This window comes from Desulfobacter sp. UBA2225 (assembly GCF_002348205.1).
Lineage (GTDB): Bacteria > Desulfobacterota > Desulfobacteria > Desulfobacterales > Desulfobacteraceae > Desulfobacter > Desulfobacter postgatei.
In genome coordinates this window covers 1-17,978 of sequence record NZ_DDYV01000219.1, presented here as the reverse complement: position 1 = coordinate 17,978, position 17,978 = coordinate 1, and the positions used below count along the sequence as shown (strand labels likewise).

Sequence of the window (17,978 nt, the reverse complement as noted above, 5' to 3'; positions counted from 1 at the left end):
ATACCTGTAAACTTCAAGCAAATACATGTCGGATTGTATCAGACAGGATTTATAACGCCCATCCCAAAGGCTTCCGGTGCGCTTGTATTCATAATTAAAATATCGAACGTAACGACGTCCCAGATCCTGCATCATTTGACTGATACCATTTTCTTTACGGGGCGTACACAGCAAATGAACATGGTTGGTCATGATCACCCATGCATGTACATCAACATGGTATTTTTGTGAATATTCTTTCAACCATTCTGCAAAAGCTTCATGATTCGCATCCGATCCAAAACAAACCTGCCGGTTGTTGCCCCTCTGTATGATATGGATGGGGATGTCTTTGGGTGCTATGCGCTGTAATCGAGCCATGGATCATTGTTTAGCATCATTCTTGAGTGAATTCAACGCTTAATTTTACTCTGACCCCAATTACCGTTCATCTGATTTATCGTTCAGGCACAAAAGATTATACATACAATGGTGGGCAACGCTGCGCTTTTGCCCACCCTATCTGGATAGTTTGAAAGAAGATACAATTAGAAAATCGTGGATTGTCCCCCTATTTTATCTATTTTGGAACTTTGTCCAACGAAATGCCCAGTGCCTTGGCCACTCCTTCTCCGTACGCCGGATCGGCCTTCAAACAGTTGCCGATATGCCGGATTTTAATCATCTCCGGTGCATCGTCCATTGCACGGGCAGTGTTGCCAAACAGAACCTCCTGTTTCTCCTTACTCATCAAGCGAAAAAGCTTTCCAGGCTGGGTATAGTAATCACTGTCATCCTCGCGCGCGTTCCAGTGAGTTGCCGCACCGCTCAATGCCAGAGGCGGCTCGGAGAAGTCTGGCTGTTCTTGCCATTCACCATAGCTGTTTGGCTCGTAGCCAAGGGTTGAACCATAATTGCCGTCCACCCGCATTTGACCGTCGCGGTGGTAACTATGGAAGGGACAACGGGCTTTGTTTACCGGGATCAGATGGTGATTGACACCTAACCGGTAGCGTTGTGTATCTCCATAGGAGAAAAGTCTGCCCTGGAGCATCTTATCTGGCGAGAAGCTAATCCCCGGCACCACACTGGCTGGATTGAAAGCCGATTGCTCGACTTCAGCAAAATAATTCTCTGGGTTTTTGTTAAGCTCAAAAAAACCGACCTCAATTAGCGGAAAATCCTTTTTGTACCAGACTTTCGTCAAATCAAAAGGATTGTAAGCAAGCTTGGTGCCCTCTTCTTCGGTCATAATCTGGACAAACATCGTCCAGCGCGGGAATTCTCCATTCTCAATACTGTAGTATAGGTCGCGTTGATTGCTTTCACGACATTTCCCGATTACTGCTTCAGCTTCCTTATCGGTTAGGTTTTTGATGCCCTGTTGGGTGCGGAAATGAAATTTGCACCAGTAACGCTCGTTTTTAGCGTTAATAAAGCTGAATGTATGACTGCCGAATCCATGCATATTGCGGAAGCTTGCTGGAATTCCGCGATCACTCATAACAACTGTCACTTGATGCAATGCCTCGGGCAGGGAAGTCCAAAAATCCCAGTTGTTTTTAGCACTGCGGAGGTTGGTGCGAGGGTCACGATGTACGACATGGTTAAGGTCTGGAAATTTGAGAGGATCGCGTAAAAAGAAGACCGGCGTATTATTCCCCACCATATCCCAGTTGCCTTCCTCGGTGTAAAATTTAAGTGCAAAACCACGAATATCACGTTCTGCGTCTGCAGCACCCCGTTCTCCGGCCACGGTGGAAAAGCGTGCAAACAATTCAGTTTTTTTACCGATCTCAGAAAAGATCTTGGCGCGGGTGTATTGGGTGATGTCGTGGGTTACGGTGAAGGTTCCATAAGCTCCGGAACCCTTAGCGTGCATCCGTCGCTCGGGAATTACCTCTCTATCAAAATGGGCCATTTTTTCCAGGTACCAGACATCCTGAAGCAACTGAGGGCCGCGAGGACCAGCGGTCATGACGTTCTGATTGTCCGGTACCGGAGCCCCAGCATTGGTTGTGAGCTTATTGTTCTCATCCTTCATTATTGTTATCCTTTTTTGTTATTGTTTTATTAAACTAACGGATTGTACAAGTCGGTATAGCATGAAAAAAAAATATTATCCAAGCATTATATGCAAAAGGTTGGCACAAAAAGGAGAATAAAGATATTTGGGGGTTAAACATTTCCAGTCGAAGATTGCAACACTCAATTTAAAAATTCTATAGAAATCCCGTATAGTTATAGGCCATGAAAGCATATTTTCGATAACGGCATCCATTCCTTTGCCCCTTTTTTGAGCAGATTGAGCACGCCATACTGCTGAAAAAAGGTATCTGCCTGATGTACCGGATGATCAATAAGGCATTACGGCGCGCAACCGCTCGACAATTCCCACCAGCGCGCCTGTTTTAAAATGAATGGCGTCAGCCGGGCAGACCTCCTGGCAGCAATAACAGCGGATACAGGTCAAATGATCAATGACGGCCCGGTGCGCCGCCACAAACCGAAGGCTTTCCGGCGGACAGACTGCTGCGCATTTTCCGCAATCCCGGCACAGATCAGGGTCCTGGACAGGCCGGGAGGTCAGGTGCCTGCGTATCAGTCCGGAGAGGAATCCGGGCATCGGCATGACCGATTCCAGTACCGGCAATTGAAAATCTTTGGGAAATATCTGACTGGGATCGTCACCAACCATCTGCGTACCAGAACCATCAGATCTGGCAAGGCCCCTGCGGACGGCCGCATTATACAACGGAAAACTTGCCGGATGAACTCCCAGCAGAGGCGCTATAGCCAGATCCATGGCCAGGGGATCACGGGAGGCGGCCAGAAAGCCTAAATGGCAGGGGGTGCCGTTATTAGGCCCCCGGCCTTGCATACCCCAGACACCGTCAAGGATGGTCAGGGCCGGTTTGAGCGTGCGGCAGATATCCAGTAAAAGATCGGCAAACATGATCCGGTCTGTCCCGGCATGCATATGCCACTGGCTTTTACGCGGACCCACCACGGCGCCAAAAAGATTTTTAACCCCCATGGTTAAAAGCATCATGCAATGGGTCTTCAGCTTGGGAAGATTGATGACCACATCAGCGTTCAAGACCGTCTCTTCAAGCTCCAGGGCATGGTATATCGAACCCCGGGGGGTTTTAACCAGGGTGGGCCGACAAAATTCAATCAGATCTGCCCCGAGTTCAACAGCCACCTCCTTGATGCCGTTAACCCGGGAAATACGGGAGACCTTGTCAATGGCAGGACTGTCGCCGATAATGATCCGTCCACCCGCCTTTAACACAAGTTTTCCCACGGCACGCACGACAGCCGGGTCCGTGGTCACCCGCCGTTCCAAAGGCGCGGCACTGAGCATATTTGGTTTGAGCAGCACACGCTGTCCAGGACGGACAAACCTTTCCATGCCCCCGCACAACGTCACGGCCCGGTCCACTGCAGATGCCACATTGTCCGGATTATAATCCGGACAGGCACAAAGCGCCACTTTAGCCATGGCCGCTATCCTCATGTTTAAAGAGCCCTTTAATGTCCTCTAATATCAGATAAAGACAGGGCACGAGCCCCAAAGTAATCAGTGTGGCAAAAAAAATACCGAACCCCAGGGAGATGGCCATGGGAATAAGAAACTTTGCCTGGCGAGACGTTTCCGTGATGATCGGCGCCAGTCCCCCGCAGGTGGTTAACGTGGTCAACAGAATAGGCCTGAAGCGCTGAATCCCTGCAGCCCTGATTGCAGCCGCCACAGGCATCCCCCCGCGTACCAGCCGGTTGGAAAAATCAATGAGTACCAAAGAGTCGTTGACCACCACACCGGACATGGCCACAATGCCGAACAGACTCATAACGGAAAGGGAATATCCCATGATAAGATGGCCGGCCACGGCTCCTATAATTCCGAAGGGGATGCATAACATAATAATCAACGGCTGAAAATAGCTCTTAAATGGGATGGCCAGAAGCGCAAAGACACAGAATAACGCCAGAGACAGACCTTTGAGCAGGCCCCCCACGCTCTCTTTGACATCTTCCTGTTGACCCTTGAACCCGTAGGACAGGCCCGGATACAGGCTCACAAGGGACGGCAGGATCTTCTGCTTCATGTCCTGGACAATATTTTCAGACAACGACTGCGGGTTGACATTGGCCGTCACCAGGATTTCACGCCGTCCGTTGGTCCGGTTGATCTGTGTGTAGGCCCGGCCCTTGACCGTTTCAATGGCATCCCGAAGCATGATCTCTCCATTGGGGGTATTGAGCACATAATTTTCAAATGCGGTTTCGGAAATACGTTCGCCTTCGGCCAGGCGCACCCGTACCGTAACCTCGTTTCTTCCGCGCTGATTTTTTACGGCCTCAACGCCCTGATAAGCATTCCGGATTTTGACGGCAATGGTTCTCGGGGTCAGCCCCATGCGGTGGCCGGCAGGGGTCAGGGTGATATCGAACTGCCGTTTTCCCTGGGCAGATCCGTCATCAATGTCCGACACCATGGGATATTCAGCCAGATGCCGGGCAAGGTCCTCACCGGCCCGGTTCAGGGTATCCGTATCCCTGTGGCTCAGGGAAACAGTCAGACTTTTACCGGAACCGGGACCGCCCCGGTTCGATTCAAAGGTAATGGTCTCAAGGCCTGAAACCACGCCGGTTTTTTCGCGCCAAATCCGGGTCACCTCGGAGGTGGATATCGGACGCACCTCGGGATCGGTCAGATAGATCCTCATTTCGATATGGTTCTCTTCGACCTGGGAAAAAATCCCCGTGGACAAAGCTTCTTTACCATTTTCCGCAACGGTCTTTTCAGCTGATGCCACCAGATCGGATTCCACTTCACGCACCTTGCTTTCAGGCGTGCCATAGGGCAGGTAAATCTCACAGAAGGCGTAATCGGACTCGACCTTGGGAAACGGAACCATACCCATTTTTCCGGATTTTACATATCCGAAGGTGATCAGCAGCAGGGCAAGTCCCAGGGTAACAACCGTATACCGCCAGGAAAGCAGCACAGACATCAGCCTCCCGTACACAGATTTGACAATGGTTTCAAACTGTTCAGAAAACCTTTCCTGCCACGCTTCGAGAACATTCAAAGGAAAAAACAAAGGGCGGTTGCGGTGGCTTAAATGGGCCGGCAGGATAAACAGACTTTCGATCAAAGAGACACCAAACACCGCCGCCACCACCAGAGGCATGGTTTTAAAAATCTTCCCCATTTCACCCGGGATGTACATGATGGGCATAAAGGTGACCATATTGGTGGCTACCGAAAAAAAAACAGGAACAGCAACAGTTTTTGTTCCCTGGGTGGCGGCATCCAGGAACCCCATGCCCTGGCGCCGGCAATAATAGATATTTTCCCCCACCACTATGGCATCGTCCACCACAATGCCCAATGTCACGATAAAGGCAAACATGCTTACCATATTGATGGTGAAATCGGCTGCGGACAAAAAGATAAAGGAGCCTAAAAATGAAACGGGAATACCCATGCTGACCCAGAGAGCCAGACGAATCTCAAGGAACAGGGCAAGACACAAAAAGACCAGGGCAAGTCCCATATAGGCGTTACTCAGCAAAAGATCCGCCCTTTGGGTAAAAACCATGGACAAATCCCTGACAATGCTCAAATGAATCCCTTCTGGTAACTCCTCATTAATGCTTTCCAGCATCTTTTTGGTGGCTTGCGCCACCTTGGTGGGGGTCTGTTTTCCCACCCGGTAAACAGCAATGGTAACGGCCCGCTTGCCGTTAAATGAAGCCCAGGACTGCGAATCCTCAAATCCTTCGCTTACTTTGGCGATATCGGACAAAACCAATTGGGAGCCGTCTTCCCGGGTGAAAATGGGCAGTTTTGCATATTGTCGGGCATAGTCTTTCCGGGATTTGATGCGCAGCAGGATATCTCCGCCCCCGGACTTGATGGCGCCGCCGCCCAGTTCCACCGAAGCCGTGGAGACGGCATCCGCCACATCGGACAGGGTCATGCCGTAGCGCCGCAGGGTATTGGTGGAGATCTCCACCAGGATTTCACGCTCCCTGACGCCTTCCAGTTCCACCTGGGTAATTTCAGGATCGGACAAAAACCTGTCCCTGATATCATCGGCAAGATCCCGCATGGTGGTTTCCGGGGCATCCCCGTAAAGGGCCAGACGTACCACTTCCCGCTGCCGGGAGGTAATGGCGATCACCGGATCTTCAGCCTCATCCGGAAAGGTCTCAATCCGGTCGACCTCGCTTTTGATCTCCTGCCACAACCGGGTGACATCAGCACCGTCCAGGGCTTCTATGGTGATCGACGCACGGCCTTCCGAGGCCTGGGAGGTAATTTCATCAATGCCTTCAAGGTCCCGCACCGCCTCTTCCACAGCCAGAATAATACCGGACTCCACCTCTTCGGGGCTGGCCCCGGGATAGGAGACCGAAATATTCACCGAATCCATGGAGAATTCGGGGAACACTTCCTGCTTGATGTTAAATGCCATAAAAAGACCACCCACAAGGAAAATCGCCATGAGCAGATTGGCAGCCACCGTGTTGCCGGCCATCCAGGCCATGGCATCTCTTGGACCCTGCCCTGCAGGACCGGAAAAACCAGGATTATGTTCAGGCATTACCGGCTCTCCCCCAAAGCAAGGGTCGCGGCCATGCCCGAGACAGGCGCGGAAAGATCAGAGCAGATCACAAGATCACCAGGGGAAAGTCCGGACTGGATGAACACCCGGTCATTTTCAATCCACACGGGTGCCACCTTAAGGATCTCCAGGCGCCCGTCCTTATATATCCACAAACTGGAATCCTCCCGGATCAGGGTCCGGGGCAGAGAAAACACATTGTCAAAAACCTGACCCTCAATCAGCGCTTCAACGTGATCATCAAGCAGCATGGCAGGACGCCCTTTGGCCGGCCCGAGCCCCAAGGGATCATCCACCCGGATAATGACGCCTGCCATGCGGCTTTGCTCGGTTACCGCCCCGGTGGTCCGCACCACATGTCCATCCCATTCCCGGCCCGCATAAAGGGAACGAATACGCACAGGGCTCCCGTTGGTTTCATGCACCCGAATCCGGTCCAGGCGATCCAGGGGCACCTGGACTTCCACCTGGTAGCAGGTCACGTCCACCAGGGTGGCAAGGGCGCCCTGGGCTGCGGTCATAGCACCGGCATCCACCTCTTTGGATCGCACCAGCGCATGGAAGGGGGCAATTATCCGGGTACGTTCCAGGTCGAGGCGGGCGGTTTCAAGGTCGCTTTGAGCACTTGCCACGGCAGCCCCGGCCTGTTCAAGCTGGGGTTTTCTCAACACCAGGCTGGTCTCTTTCACCTCATTGGGCGACATCATGGACATGAGTTTGAGCTCTTCCCTTGCAATCTGCTGCCGCCCCTTTTCAATTTCAAAATCAGCCTGGGCATGGGCCAAAGCGCTTTGGGCCTTGTTCACGGCCAGCGCATAGTCCGCCGGATCAATCCGGACCATGAGCTGGCCCTTGCGGATTAATCCCCCCTGGACAAATTCCGGGGCCACCTGGATGACCGTGCCGGCCACCTGGGATTTAATCACCACCTCCCGATCCGCCTGAACCGTACCCATGGCCCGGATCTGTGCAGTAACACGGCTGGGATTCACTTTCATGATATCGACCACCGGAGCTGTTTTGACAGCAGGTTTACGGTTGAATTTCACGGCTTTTGATTTGTAGTACCAAAAACCGATAACACCCAGGCCAATCAGACAGACAGGCAGAATAATTTTCAAAAGGGTTACACCCAGGGATGTGTGTGAAGCAATCCGTTTCATAAATCAGTTGGCTCCGGTATTTTTATCTTGTGCCGGGGGTGCTTTGAAAAACTCACGCCGCCAGCCGGTTGCTTTATAAAGAGCAATTCGTTCTTTGACATAGGTTGCCTGTTCGCTGATGAGTTGACGCTCCAGGCTTTCCATGGAGGCCCAGGCCGCAAGATAGTTCAGATAACTGCTCTGACCGTTCAGGTACTGAACCCGGGCATCCTGCAGGGTCACTTTAACGGCTGCCAGCTGCTGCGCTAAAAGTTCAATGTAGGTTTTCTGCCGGTCAATGGCCACCAGGGCATCCTCCACCTGGCAAATGGCAGTGGCAACGGTTTTAGCGTAGACATTAAGTGATTCACGAACCACGGCCCGGGTGCGTTCGATTTCGGCTTCGAGCGCCCCGCCGTCCAGCAAAGGGCCAGCCAGGGCAGCGCCCAGGGAGAGCACCCAGTTCTGGAACAGCAGGTCCAGGGAACCGCTGGAAAAAGCGGCCGAGGCAGACAGGGTCAGTTGCGGTAATAAATCGGCCTTGGCCGCCTCCACATCGAGGGCAGCCGCTTTAAGACGCATCCGGGCAGCCTTAATATCGGCCCTGTTTTCGAGCAAATCGGAGGGAATACCGGGCTGGGGGGCCAGAAAACTTTGGGGCAGATCGCCGGTAGAGACGGCCACAGGCGTCCCCGGTGTCCGCCCCAGATACAGGCCCATAACATTCAGCAGTTGCTTTTCTTCTTTTTCAAGCAAAGGCATGGCAGAAAGAACCTGAGCCAGGGCTTCGCGCTGCTGGGAGACATCAAGGGCTGTGGCCTTGCCGTTGATAAAACGAAGCTCCTGCAGTTTTAGTGTCATCCGGTTGGCTTCTATCTGCCGCGCAAGCACTTCCATACGAATCCGAACAGACAGAATATCCACCCAGGTATAGGCAATATCCGTGGACAAGGTCAGCGCCCCATCCTCCAAATCCCGGACCGCAGCAAGGTATTCCAACTCCCTTGCATTCACATCGGCACGATTTTTCCCCCACAGATCCAGGGTATATTCAGCATCCAGGGAAGCGGAATAAGTGTTTTCATGATCCCTGGCGATAGACTGACCCCGGGTTTTAGATTGGGAATAGGTGCGTTCGCCCCCAAGAAAGTAATCAAGAAAAGGACCAGGGTTTGATTTTTCGCTTTTCACATCAGCCAGGGCCTGATCAGCCCGGGCTTTAAGCACCTGCAGATCATAGTTGCGGCCAAGACCTGTTTGAATGAGTTGACTCAGCTCATCGATACCAAATTGCTGCCACCACCCGCCATCCGGATGTTCTTTGCTGATTGGGGGCGTGTGAACACCTGTATCATAAACATAGGCATCAGGGATATCAACAGGCATTACAGCGGCAGGCTCGGGGGATATCAGATTGCAGCCGGAAATAAAAAAACCCGACATCAGTACAATGGAGATCAAAGCATAGCGCATTATTTCACAGCCCACTGTCCATCACTTTAAAATTATTGGCAGACAGGAATATACCATGGCTTTTCAGCTATAGCCAGATCATTTGATTGATATCTTGGGCGCCTTTTAGATCTGATATTTATTTTTAATCGGCCCAATTTTATATTTCAGACCACCAACAACAAAAGTAGTCAACGCTTTTACTGGTAAGGATTGCACCCCACATAAATAGACATATTTGTCGCTCTGCTATTCCTCATAAAGCTCCATATCTGGGTAGTACTTTTTGGCACATTCCTGACAAATACCATGACTGAACTGAGCATCTGAATGTTCATGTATATACTGCTCAATCTGTTGCCAATAACCTTTGTCGTCTCTGATTTTTTTGCAATGGGAACAGATGGGTAAGAGTCCAGTCAATTGTTTGATATCTGATAAAGCGTCTTGCAGTTTTTCAATAAGCGCTTCCCGTTCTGACTCAATTTCTTTGCGCTCATCAATTTCCTGTATCAATTTTTCATTGGTCGATTTTAAAATACCGGTTCTTTCTTCCACAATTTTTTCCAGATTATCCCGATGTTCCCGGACACTGTCCTCTGCTTTTTTTCTGTGAATGAATTCATGATGCAGATTTAGTCTCATGTGATTAATGGCATCGGTCAGTGCATCCAATTCATCCGGCGGTTCACTGGATTTTTCAAGAATCAGAGGGGTTCCCAGTGATTCCATGGACATAGCGGAGGTATAACTGGTAATGACCAGAAGCCGCTGAATCACTGAATGATACATCAACCATAGCACAGCTCCGCAGATGATTAAAATGCTGAGTACCTGTGTGGCGACGGCAATGAAAACCGTCCGGAAAATTTGTTTTTTCACAAAGCCATCGTTTTTCTGTACGTGCAGTTCCCCCAGTTGATAAGTTTTTCCATCATACAGATGTGTGATGGGAGAGATCCAGTCCATTTCTTGATCGGTGGATTTTTGGCCGGTTTCAGAAAAAAGAATTCCATTGACATAAATGCCTGCATATTCAATTTCATGAAAGTCGCCGATACCCATCAACAGGGCATCTATCATTTCTGTGTCACTGATCCACAGAGCAGTCCGGATGGAATCGATACAACTGGATTCAATTTTATGGAATTGTCGCTGAAGGCTCTCTTTTTCAAAATAGTAAGCAACACATCCGATGATGATGGACAGCAGTAGCATTGTCAAGCCGGCAAACAGCAGGGTTTTTCTTATCAATTGCTTAGCAATAATGTTATTAGCTGACCCTTGAAAAGTGGGGTTCATTTTACATCCGGGAGATAGGGAGATATCATCTCATGGTAAAGTCTTGAGTAGGTGCCATCCTTTTTGATTTCCCTGATGGTTTCTGCCAGCGGTAATAACAGGGATTCATGCCGCTTGTTCAGGTAAAGATAATTGGGCTTGACAGCCAGAGCCGGTTCCAGAAAACGAGTGTTTTTCAGTTTTAACTTGTGAATCATATCATATCCGGCCAGTTTGGTAATCAAAACAACATCTGCACGGTCGTTTGCCAGCAAATTGAACAGAAGGTCGGCATTTTTGACTTTTGTGATGGATTTGGCAGATGTGACGTGAAGGTCAAAAATTTTCCACCCGTGGATATACGCTACATTCAATTCTGACAAGTCTTCCCAGCTATTTATGCTGAGATCTTGGTCCCGGGTGAAGGCACCGAACTCAAACTCACCAAACGGTTCAGGCACATGAACCAGATTGGGGAAACTGTCTGAAAGGCCGCTGATTCGAGGGCCATCCCCGTCATCAATTCCTTGGTTTACATGAATCAGGGACCTGCCCACCGGGGGAGTGTTTTGCGTTATAGTGATCGAATTCCGGGCACCAGCCTCTTCCACCAACCGAAAAAAAAACTGTTCATAAGAAGAATGAAAGGTACAGTTGATTCGAAGGTTTCGGGTTTCGGCAACGGAAATAGTCGTCAGAACCATTGCAATTGCGTACAGCAGCCCAGGAAAAATTAAATATTTTTTGTTCATGATTCCTTATTGTTATTTGTTCGTTTTTATTTATGCAACATGTTTAAGCAATGCGGGCTTTTAACTTTTTAGCAACCACATCATCCCTCAACACTGTAAAACATATCAGGTTTAAGTCGTTTTGCTATCCATTATTTTTCCAGCCTCAAAACACTGATGGATTGGATAATTATGTGCAACTCGGCCCTAATCTCCATCCAGCAATTCCCTTACCTTTACGCTAATCTGTTCTCGTGAAAACGGTTTCTGGATGAAATTAACTCCTTCATCCAAAACGCCGTGGTGTGCAATGACGTTAGCGGTGTACCCGGACATGAACAATGTTTTCAAATTTGGATAAATGGAAAGGATGTTTTTAGACAGATCTCGCCCGTTCATTTCAGGCATGACCACATCGGTTATGAACAAGTGAATTTGCCCTGAGTATTTATTCGCTATCTCAATGGCTTCCTCGGGTTTGCTGGCAGAAAGAACGGAGTATCCAACCCGCTCCAACATCATTTTCGTCATTTTTAGGATTGCCTGATCATCTTCCACCAATAGAATCGTTTCATCTCCACCGGCGTAAGGGAGTGTAGGTTTTTTCTTTTCCAATTTTTTTAACAAGGCTTCGGGTCTGGGTATATAAATCCTGAAAGAGCTTCCTTGTCCAGGCTCACTGTAAACATTTATGAATCCGTTGTTTTGCTTGACAATCCCATAAACAGTAGATAACCCTAAGCCTGTCCCTTTCCCCATTTCCTTGGTTGTGAAAAACGGCTCGAATATGTGCGATTGAAGGTCCTTATCCATGCCACACCCGTCATCGCTTACCGCAACCATTATGTAATCTCCGGGCCTGAACCCAACATGTTCCGCGCAGTATTCGTCATCAAAACTCTTGGTACTTGTCTCAATAGTTATTTTACCAACGTTTTTAATGGCATCACGAGCGTTCACACACAGGTTGACTATCATTTGATTTAATTGAGAAGGGTCCATAAAAACCGGCCACAGATGTTCGCCAGGGTGCCATACAATATCAATGTCCTCGCCGATTAAACGTCGCAGCATCTTGAGCATACCCTCTACGGATTCGTTAAGGTCCAAAAGCGTCGGCTCAATGGTCTGCTTTCGTGAAAAGGCTAACAATTGTCGGGTAATATCTACCGAACGCTCGGCAGCAGTATGAATTTGTTCAAGATCTGAAAATAGTGGATGTTTTGTATCGATTTTTTCAAAAGCAAAATCAGTATATCCAAGAATGATACTCAGCATATTGTTGTAATCGTGAGCGATCCCGCCGGCCAGCCGACCTACTGATTCCATTTTTTGGGCCTGCATCAATTGCGCCTCAAGGTTTTTTCGTTCCGTGACATCACGAACAAATACCAACGCCCCGTCATTATCCTCATACATAATCGGTTGTGCGGTTACTTCCACCAGCACTGTCGAGCCGTCCATGCGTAGATATTTCTGCTCCATTAACTCTGCAGGCTTGCAATGTTCATTCAACCCTTTGATGCGCTGCTTGACGCTCTCATGATAGTCTGGGTGAAATCTTTCCATTACCGGTGATCCAATGAGTTCCTGGGCATCTTTGGCTCCAAAAAGGTTGAGCGCTTTTTTATTGAGATATGAAAAATGCATCTGTGTTTGGATAAAAATTGGATCAGGGGCATCTTCAATCATTTTGCGGAATCTATCCTCGCTTGCTCTCAATGCTTCTTCTGCTTTTTGACGATCCGAAATGTCATGGATTATTGAGTGTAAAAGTTGCCTCCCCTCTATTTCGATGCTGCTGCTATACACCTCAACATCCCGGATGGACCCATCAGCAAGCCGGTGCTTAAATTCGGAGTGGAATCGTTTCAGAGATTTTGCCTTTTTCATCCTAAGTGCAACCTGTTCCGGTGGAAGCGTATTTATCTCCTGAGCACATTTACATTGCAGTTCAGCCACGGACCAGCCATAGAAATTTTCTGCAGCTTTATTCGCATCGACAATTTGACCTGTATCAGGGTCAAGGATAAGTTGGGCGGCTATATGATACTGGAAAAGACAGCGAAACTTTTCTTCACTTTTTTGGAGCCTGTTTTCTGATTCTCTGCGTTTTTCCCTACTGACTAAAAGTTTTCCCAGGGCTGCAGTGCCCATCGGATAAATCAGCATTACGGGTATGGTTATTGTTGCCAAAACGTTTTTGGCAGTCTCCCATGGTAAAAAGAGCATCCAGACCAACATGACCACATGGACCACAATGCCTAAAAGGTAGAGTTCTGACGTTTTAGGATGCCTGGCTTTGTTACGGAGAAAATACTGCCACGCCAACCCTATCCCACCTGATGATATTATGACAGCCAAACCGATCCACATCCCTGTTCCACCAATGATAAGACGGAAGGTACCAGTTACGATAACCACTAAAGATAACGGAATGAAACCAAAGAAAAATCCGGAAATGCATAAAAGTATGGATCGTGTGTCGAAAACTATTCCATGGCCAAAAGCCCAAGGGTTTAACATTATTGCAACCCCTATAGCGCCTAAAATAAGGCCGCTAACTAACTGTTGCGAAAGAGAATTTTCCCCATGCTGTCTAAAATCTAACAAGTCGTAGATTAAGCCTAAAGCGAGTAGAAGTGCAGCGTTGTTAACCAGTCCAATAAAACTTGAAGAAGTCATAAAGCAAACAAATCTCCAAAGTTGATCAATATGGTGGGAATCGTTTTAGGTTAAAAAAATACAAATACATCCTAACCGCAATAAGTGGTCGATGTCAATCTTCCGGCGTTTATCCCGGCCTTGAACTACAGCCAGATCATTTCACCGGGCTGATCCGGTCCGGCAACATGCAGTGCCGTGGAAAAAGGATCAAGATTTTTAGAGATCTCTGTGGCTGCTTTTTCAGGAGAATTGTTTTCCTCGCTTAAATGGGCGAGAATCACATGGTCAAGATCCTTATGAAAAACATCTGTCACCAGATTGCTTGCATCCTGGTTGGAAAGATGACCGATTCGCGACTGAATCCGCTGCTTCAGATGCCAGGGATAAGGGCCGGTCATAAGCATGTCCGGATCATGGTTGGCCTCAATATAGAGCGCATTGACACAGCTTAGATGGGTTCGGACAAGATTTGTGACCACGCCAAGGTCCGTGGCGATGCCGATCTTTTTTCCCTGGTGTTTCAAGGTAAGACCTGCAGGATCGCAGGCATCGTGGCTGATGGAGAAGGGGGTGACAGCCAGGGAGCCGATTTCAAAGGCAGTCCCGCATTCAAAAAAATTAAGGCGCTCAATTTTGCCTAAGCCCTGGCAGGCATTAAAGGTTTCTTTCGTCACATAAACAGGAATATCAAACCTGCGGCTCAATACCCCTGCCCCTTTAATGTGATCGGTGTGTTCGTGGGTGATGATGATGGCTTTCAGGTCTTGTGCAGATCTTCCCACAGCAGCCATCCGGCGCTGGGTCTCTATGCCTGAAAGCCCTGCATCAACAAGTACGGCAGTATCCGGTGTGGATACAAAGATAGCATTCCCCTTGCTGCCGCTGGCAAGGGGACACAGGCAGAATGAGCTATTTTCCCGCTTCTTCTGCATCTTTTTGGGCTGCTTTATAGGAAAGCTTTATTTTTCCGTCCCGGGTGATATCCAGCACCTTGACCTTGATCACTTGGCCTTCCTTGACCACATCTGTAACCGTCTTAACCCGGTAGTCTGCCAATTCCGAAATGTGAACCAGACCGTCCGTGCCGGACTTGATGTTTACAAAGGCACCAAAGTCCGTAATTTTTACCACGGCTCCTTCATAGATGGCACCGATCTCCGGATCCATGGCAATGTCTTTAACCATGGCCATGGCCTTGGCGGAATCTTCTTCGTTTTCCGCGGCAATCTTCACAATGCCGTCATCATTCACCTCAATGATGGTGTTGGTCTCGGTCTGCAGCGCCCGGATTACTTTGCCGCCCGGACCGATGATATCCCGGATTTTGTCCTTGTTGATCTGTATGGACACGATCTTCGGCGCACGGGGAGATATCTCCGCCCTTGCCTCATTCAGGGTATCGAGCATTTTCTGCAGAATATGCAGGCGGCCGCCATTGGCCTGGTTCAAAGCAGTTTCCATAATCTGTCTGGACAGTTCTTTGATTTTAATATCCATCTGCAACGCGGTGATGCCGTCCTTAGTACCGGCAACCTTGAAGTCCATGTCGCCGAAATGGTCCTCGTCCCCAAGGATATCGGAAAGGACAACCGTATTGTTTTCATCAGAGACCAGCCCCATGGCGATGCCGGATACCGGGGCTTTAATGGGCACCCCCCCATCCATCAGGGCCAGGCATCCGGAACATACGGTTCCCATGGAAGATGACCCGTTGGATTCCATGACTTCGCCCACCAGACGAATGGTATATTCGAATTCATCATGGGGTGGAATAACCGGGCTCAATGCCCTGTGGGCCAAATTCCCATGGCCGATATCCCGGCGGGACGGACCGCCCGGACGCTTCACCTCGCCAACGGAATAGGGAGGGAAATTATAGTGAAGCATAAATTTCCGGGTCTCCGTATTGGAGTCCAGGGTCTCTATACGCTGTTCGTCCAGCCCGGAACCCAGGGTAAGGACGCCCAAAACCTGTGTTTCACCACGAGTAAACAAGGCCGAACCATGGGGGCGTGGCAGACAGCCCACTTCACAGGTGATCTGACGAACCTCATCAAAGGCACGGCCGTCAATTCGTCTGCCTTCTTTGAGAACAATATCCCTGGAGACTTTTTTCACGATTTTGCTGAAAACCTCCTTGATCTCTTTGACTTTTTCCGGATACTCAGATTCAAATCGGGCAACCGTCTCATCCTTAAGTGCGCTGATGGCGTTCTGACGCTCAATTTTGGTTTTAATCTGAACCTTTTCATGAACCTTATCCCAGGCCCACTCCTGAACCTTGGCGGCAAGCGCCTCGTCCTTTTCAGGCGGTGTAAATATGCGTTTTTCCTTACCCACGGTGCTTTTCAACTCTTCCTGCAGGGCAATGGCAGGCTGCATGGCTTGATGACCAAAGAAAATAGCATCCAGCATGTCAGTTTCAGATACGATGTCAGCACCGGCTTCCACCATGACCACACCGGTTTTGGAACCGGCCACGGTCAGATCTATGTCACTTTGTTCCATCTGTGCCGGCGTGGGGTTGGCAATAAACTGTCCGTTCACCCGTCCCACCTTGACACCGGCAATGGGGCCGTTAAAGGGGATGTCTGAAATTTCAAGGGCAGCAGAAGCCCCGATCATGGCAAGAATGCCCGGTTCGCATAATTTATCCGTGGACATCACGGTTGCGATCACCTGGGTTTCAAAATTATAGCCATCTTCGAACAAAGGCCGGATGGGCCGGTCAATTAGACGGGCATTTAACGTTTCTTGTTCCGAAGGCCTGCCGATTTCCCGTCTGAAATAGTTCCCCGGAATTCTGCCCGCCGCATAAATTTTTTCCTGGTATTCAACGGACAGGGGCAGAAAGCTTGTGTCTTCCTTGGGGTCTTTGGCAGCCACCGCCGTTACAAGCACCACTGTTTCCCCATATTGAACCGTCACAGACCCGGAGGCCTGCTTGGCAATTTTTCCTGTACTGATAATTAATTCTTTGCCGCCGATATCGGCTGAAACAACTTTTTCCATAAATTCTCCTGTAAAAAAAATAAAAATTGGGCGGCATAAGGGAGAAAACCAGGCTTAAATATAATAAACCCGCATATTTACCATCAAACATCTCCGTAAGAGCCAAGATTGGTTTGATAGCAAAGATGCGAACTTATATAAAAGCCATTCCCGTCTTGTACCGCCCTGCTGAAAACAAAAACCGGTTTTTGACCCAAAACGCATCAAAAACCGGTTTAAAGTCATTTTATCTTCTGAGTCCGAGCTTCTCGATCAATGAACGATATCTGTTAATATCTTTCTTCTTGAGATAGTCCAGAAGACTTCTTCGCCGGCCGACCAGGATTAAAAGCCCCCGTCTTGAATGGTGATCCTTTTTATGGGCCTTCAAATGATCAGTCAGATAGCTTACCCTGTGGGTTAAAATGGCCACCTGAACTTCAGGCGAACCGGTGTCGGACTCATGGAGCTTGAATTTTTCAATCATCTCCTCTTTGTTTTCTGCAAGTAGTACCACTGTAAGACTCCTTTATTTGGAATAAATAAAAATTCGATGCCATAAATATGCAAGAGGTTCACATAAATTGCCTTTTATCCAATATTCCATTCAGAAAAAAGCCAATAAACTATTCAGACATCGAAGACTTAGTCTGATATTTTTACCAGTTACGCATTAAAAACGCAACAATATTTGTATGTTTTCCCGTATTTATCCGGGGTTACAATTGCCAGCAGGTTATCATCGGAATCCAGCACCCGGATATCCAACATACTGTTTTGGGCCTGGTTTTTATCACCGGCAATCAGCAGTGTATCGGGCATGGGAAATTCTGTCACAGACAAAGGCTGGCCATGCTTAACTTTTCCGGCTGTTTCACTGTTTGCAACTATTGCCGGAAGAAAATCCAGACATCTGGACATGCATATAAACCGGGCATCTATATCGGAGGGTGACATTTTTTCAAAGCAATCAAGATCCAGAGCATGCTCAATTTTAAACTGACCGGACCGGGTGCGCTGCAATGCAGACAAATGGGCACCGCACGCCAATGCCACCCCGATATCGTGGGCCAGACTGCGAATATAAGTACCCC

Annotated in this window: 12 protein-coding genes and 1 pseudogene; all 13 read right to left on the bottom strand. The window is 48.8% G+C overall.

What is annotated here, in order from left to right:
• The coding region (locus tag B3D59_RS11060) for a transposase (RefSeq protein WP_286819785.1) at positions 1-360 on the bottom strand (360 nt) is incomplete at its 3' end.
• Positions 361-559: 199 nt separating this feature from the next.
• Positions 560-2,023 (bottom strand): catalase, encoded by a 1,464-nt coding sequence (locus B3D59_RS11055; protein ID WP_286819784.1) that lies wholly within the window; start codon positions 2,021-2,023, stop codon positions 560-562.
• A 312-nt stretch (positions 2,024-2,335) separates the two neighbouring features.
• On the bottom strand, positions 2,336-3,484 hold the full coding sequence (locus B3D59_RS11050; RefSeq protein WP_286819783.1) for a DUF362 domain-containing protein: 1,149 nt from the start codon (positions 3,482-3,484) through the stop codon (positions 2,336-2,338).
• Positions 3,477-6,599 (bottom strand): efflux RND transporter permease subunit, encoded by a 3,123-nt coding sequence (locus tag B3D59_RS11045; RefSeq protein WP_286819782.1) that lies wholly within the window; start codon positions 6,597-6,599, stop codon positions 3,477-3,479. The genes B3D59_RS11050 and B3D59_RS11045 overlap by 8 nt, the downstream gene beginning before the upstream one ends.
• Entirely contained in the window at positions 6,599-7,783 is a 1,185-nt protein-coding gene (locus B3D59_RS11040) for an efflux RND transporter periplasmic adaptor subunit (RefSeq protein WP_286819781.1), read from the bottom strand. Before B3D59_RS11040 ends, B3D59_RS11045 begins: the two co-directional genes overlap by 1 nt.
• Positions 7,784-7,786: 3 nt before the next feature.
• Positions 7,787-9,250 (bottom strand): efflux transporter outer membrane subunit, encoded by a 1,464-nt coding sequence (locus B3D59_RS11035; RefSeq protein ID WP_286819780.1) that lies wholly within the window; start codon positions 9,248-9,250, stop codon positions 7,787-7,789.
• A 213-nt stretch (positions 9,251-9,463) separates the two neighbouring features.
• The gene (locus B3D59_RS11030) at positions 9,464-10,516 is read right to left on the bottom strand and encodes a hypothetical protein (RefSeq protein ID WP_286819778.1); all 1,053 of its coding nucleotides are present in this window, start codon (positions 10,514-10,516) and stop codon (positions 9,464-9,466) included.
• Positions 10,513-11,247, bottom strand: a complete 735-nt coding sequence (locus B3D59_RS11025) for a substrate-binding periplasmic protein (protein ID WP_286819777.1) — start codon at positions 11,245-11,247, stop codon at positions 10,513-10,515. Before B3D59_RS11025 ends, B3D59_RS11030 begins: the two co-directional genes overlap by 4 nt.
• A gap of 186 nt (positions 11,248-11,433) precedes the next feature.
• On the bottom strand, positions 11,434-13,911 hold the full coding sequence (locus B3D59_RS11020; protein ID WP_286819776.1) for a PAS domain S-box protein: 2,478 nt from the start codon (positions 13,909-13,911) through the stop codon (positions 11,434-11,436).
• 125 nt (positions 13,912-14,036) lie between these two features.
• Positions 14,037-14,825, bottom strand: a complete 789-nt coding sequence (locus B3D59_RS11015) for an MBL fold metallo-hydrolase (protein WP_286819775.1) — start codon at positions 14,823-14,825, stop codon at positions 14,037-14,039.
• A complete protein-coding gene (gene pnp / locus B3D59_RS11010) occupies positions 14,803-16,905 on the bottom strand; it encodes a polyribonucleotide nucleotidyltransferase (RefSeq protein WP_286819774.1) in 2,103 nt (700 codons plus the stop codon). The genes B3D59_RS11015 and pnp overlap by 23 nt, the downstream gene beginning before the upstream one ends.
• 226 nt (positions 16,906-17,131) lie before the next feature.
• The gene (rpsO, locus tag B3D59_RS11005; protein ID WP_286819773.1) at positions 17,132-17,401 is read right to left on the bottom strand and encodes a 30S ribosomal protein S15; all 270 of its coding nucleotides are present in this window, start codon (positions 17,399-17,401) and stop codon (positions 17,132-17,134) included.
• 149 nt (positions 17,402-17,550) lie between these two features.
• Positions 17,551-17,978: pseudogene (locus B3D59_RS11000) on the bottom strand (tRNA pseudouridine(55) synthase TruB); the annotation flags it as partial.

What these genes read in the sequence shown, in the direction of transcription:
- B3D59_RS11055 (WP_286819784.1), bottom strand. Translation starts at nt 2,023, where the DNA reads ATGAAGGATGAGAACAATAAGCTCACAACCAATGCTGGGGCTCCGGTA.
- B3D59_RS11050 (WP_286819783.1), bottom strand. Translation starts at nt 3,484, where the DNA reads ATGGCTAAAGTGGCGCTTTGTGCCTGTCCGGATTATAATCCGGACAAT.
- B3D59_RS11045 (WP_286819782.1), bottom strand. Translation starts at nt 6,599, where the DNA reads ATGCCTGAACATAATCCTGGTTTTTCCGGTCCTGCAGGGCAGGGTCCA.
- B3D59_RS11040 (WP_286819781.1), bottom strand. Translation starts at nt 7,783, where the DNA reads ATGAAACGGATTGCTTCACACACATCCCTGGGTGTAACCCTTTTGAAA.
- B3D59_RS11030 (WP_286819778.1), bottom strand. Translation starts at nt 10,516, where the DNA reads ATGAACCCCACTTTTCAAGGGTCAGCTAATAACATTATTGCTAAGCAA.
- B3D59_RS11025 (WP_286819777.1), bottom strand. Translation starts at nt 11,247, where the DNA reads ATGAACAAAAAATATTTAATTTTTCCTGGGCTGCTGTACGCAATTGCA.
- B3D59_RS11020 (WP_286819776.1), bottom strand. Translation starts at nt 13,911, where the DNA reads ATGACTTCTTCAAGTTTTATTGGACTGGTTAACAACGCTGCACTTCTA.
- B3D59_RS11015 (WP_286819775.1), bottom strand. Translation starts at nt 14,825, where the DNA reads ATGCAGAAGAAGCGGGAAAATAGCTCATTCTGCCTGTGTCCCCTTGCC.
- pnp (WP_286819774.1), bottom strand. Translation starts at nt 16,905, where the DNA reads ATGGAAAAAGTTGTTTCAGCCGATATCGGCGGCAAAGAATTAATTATC.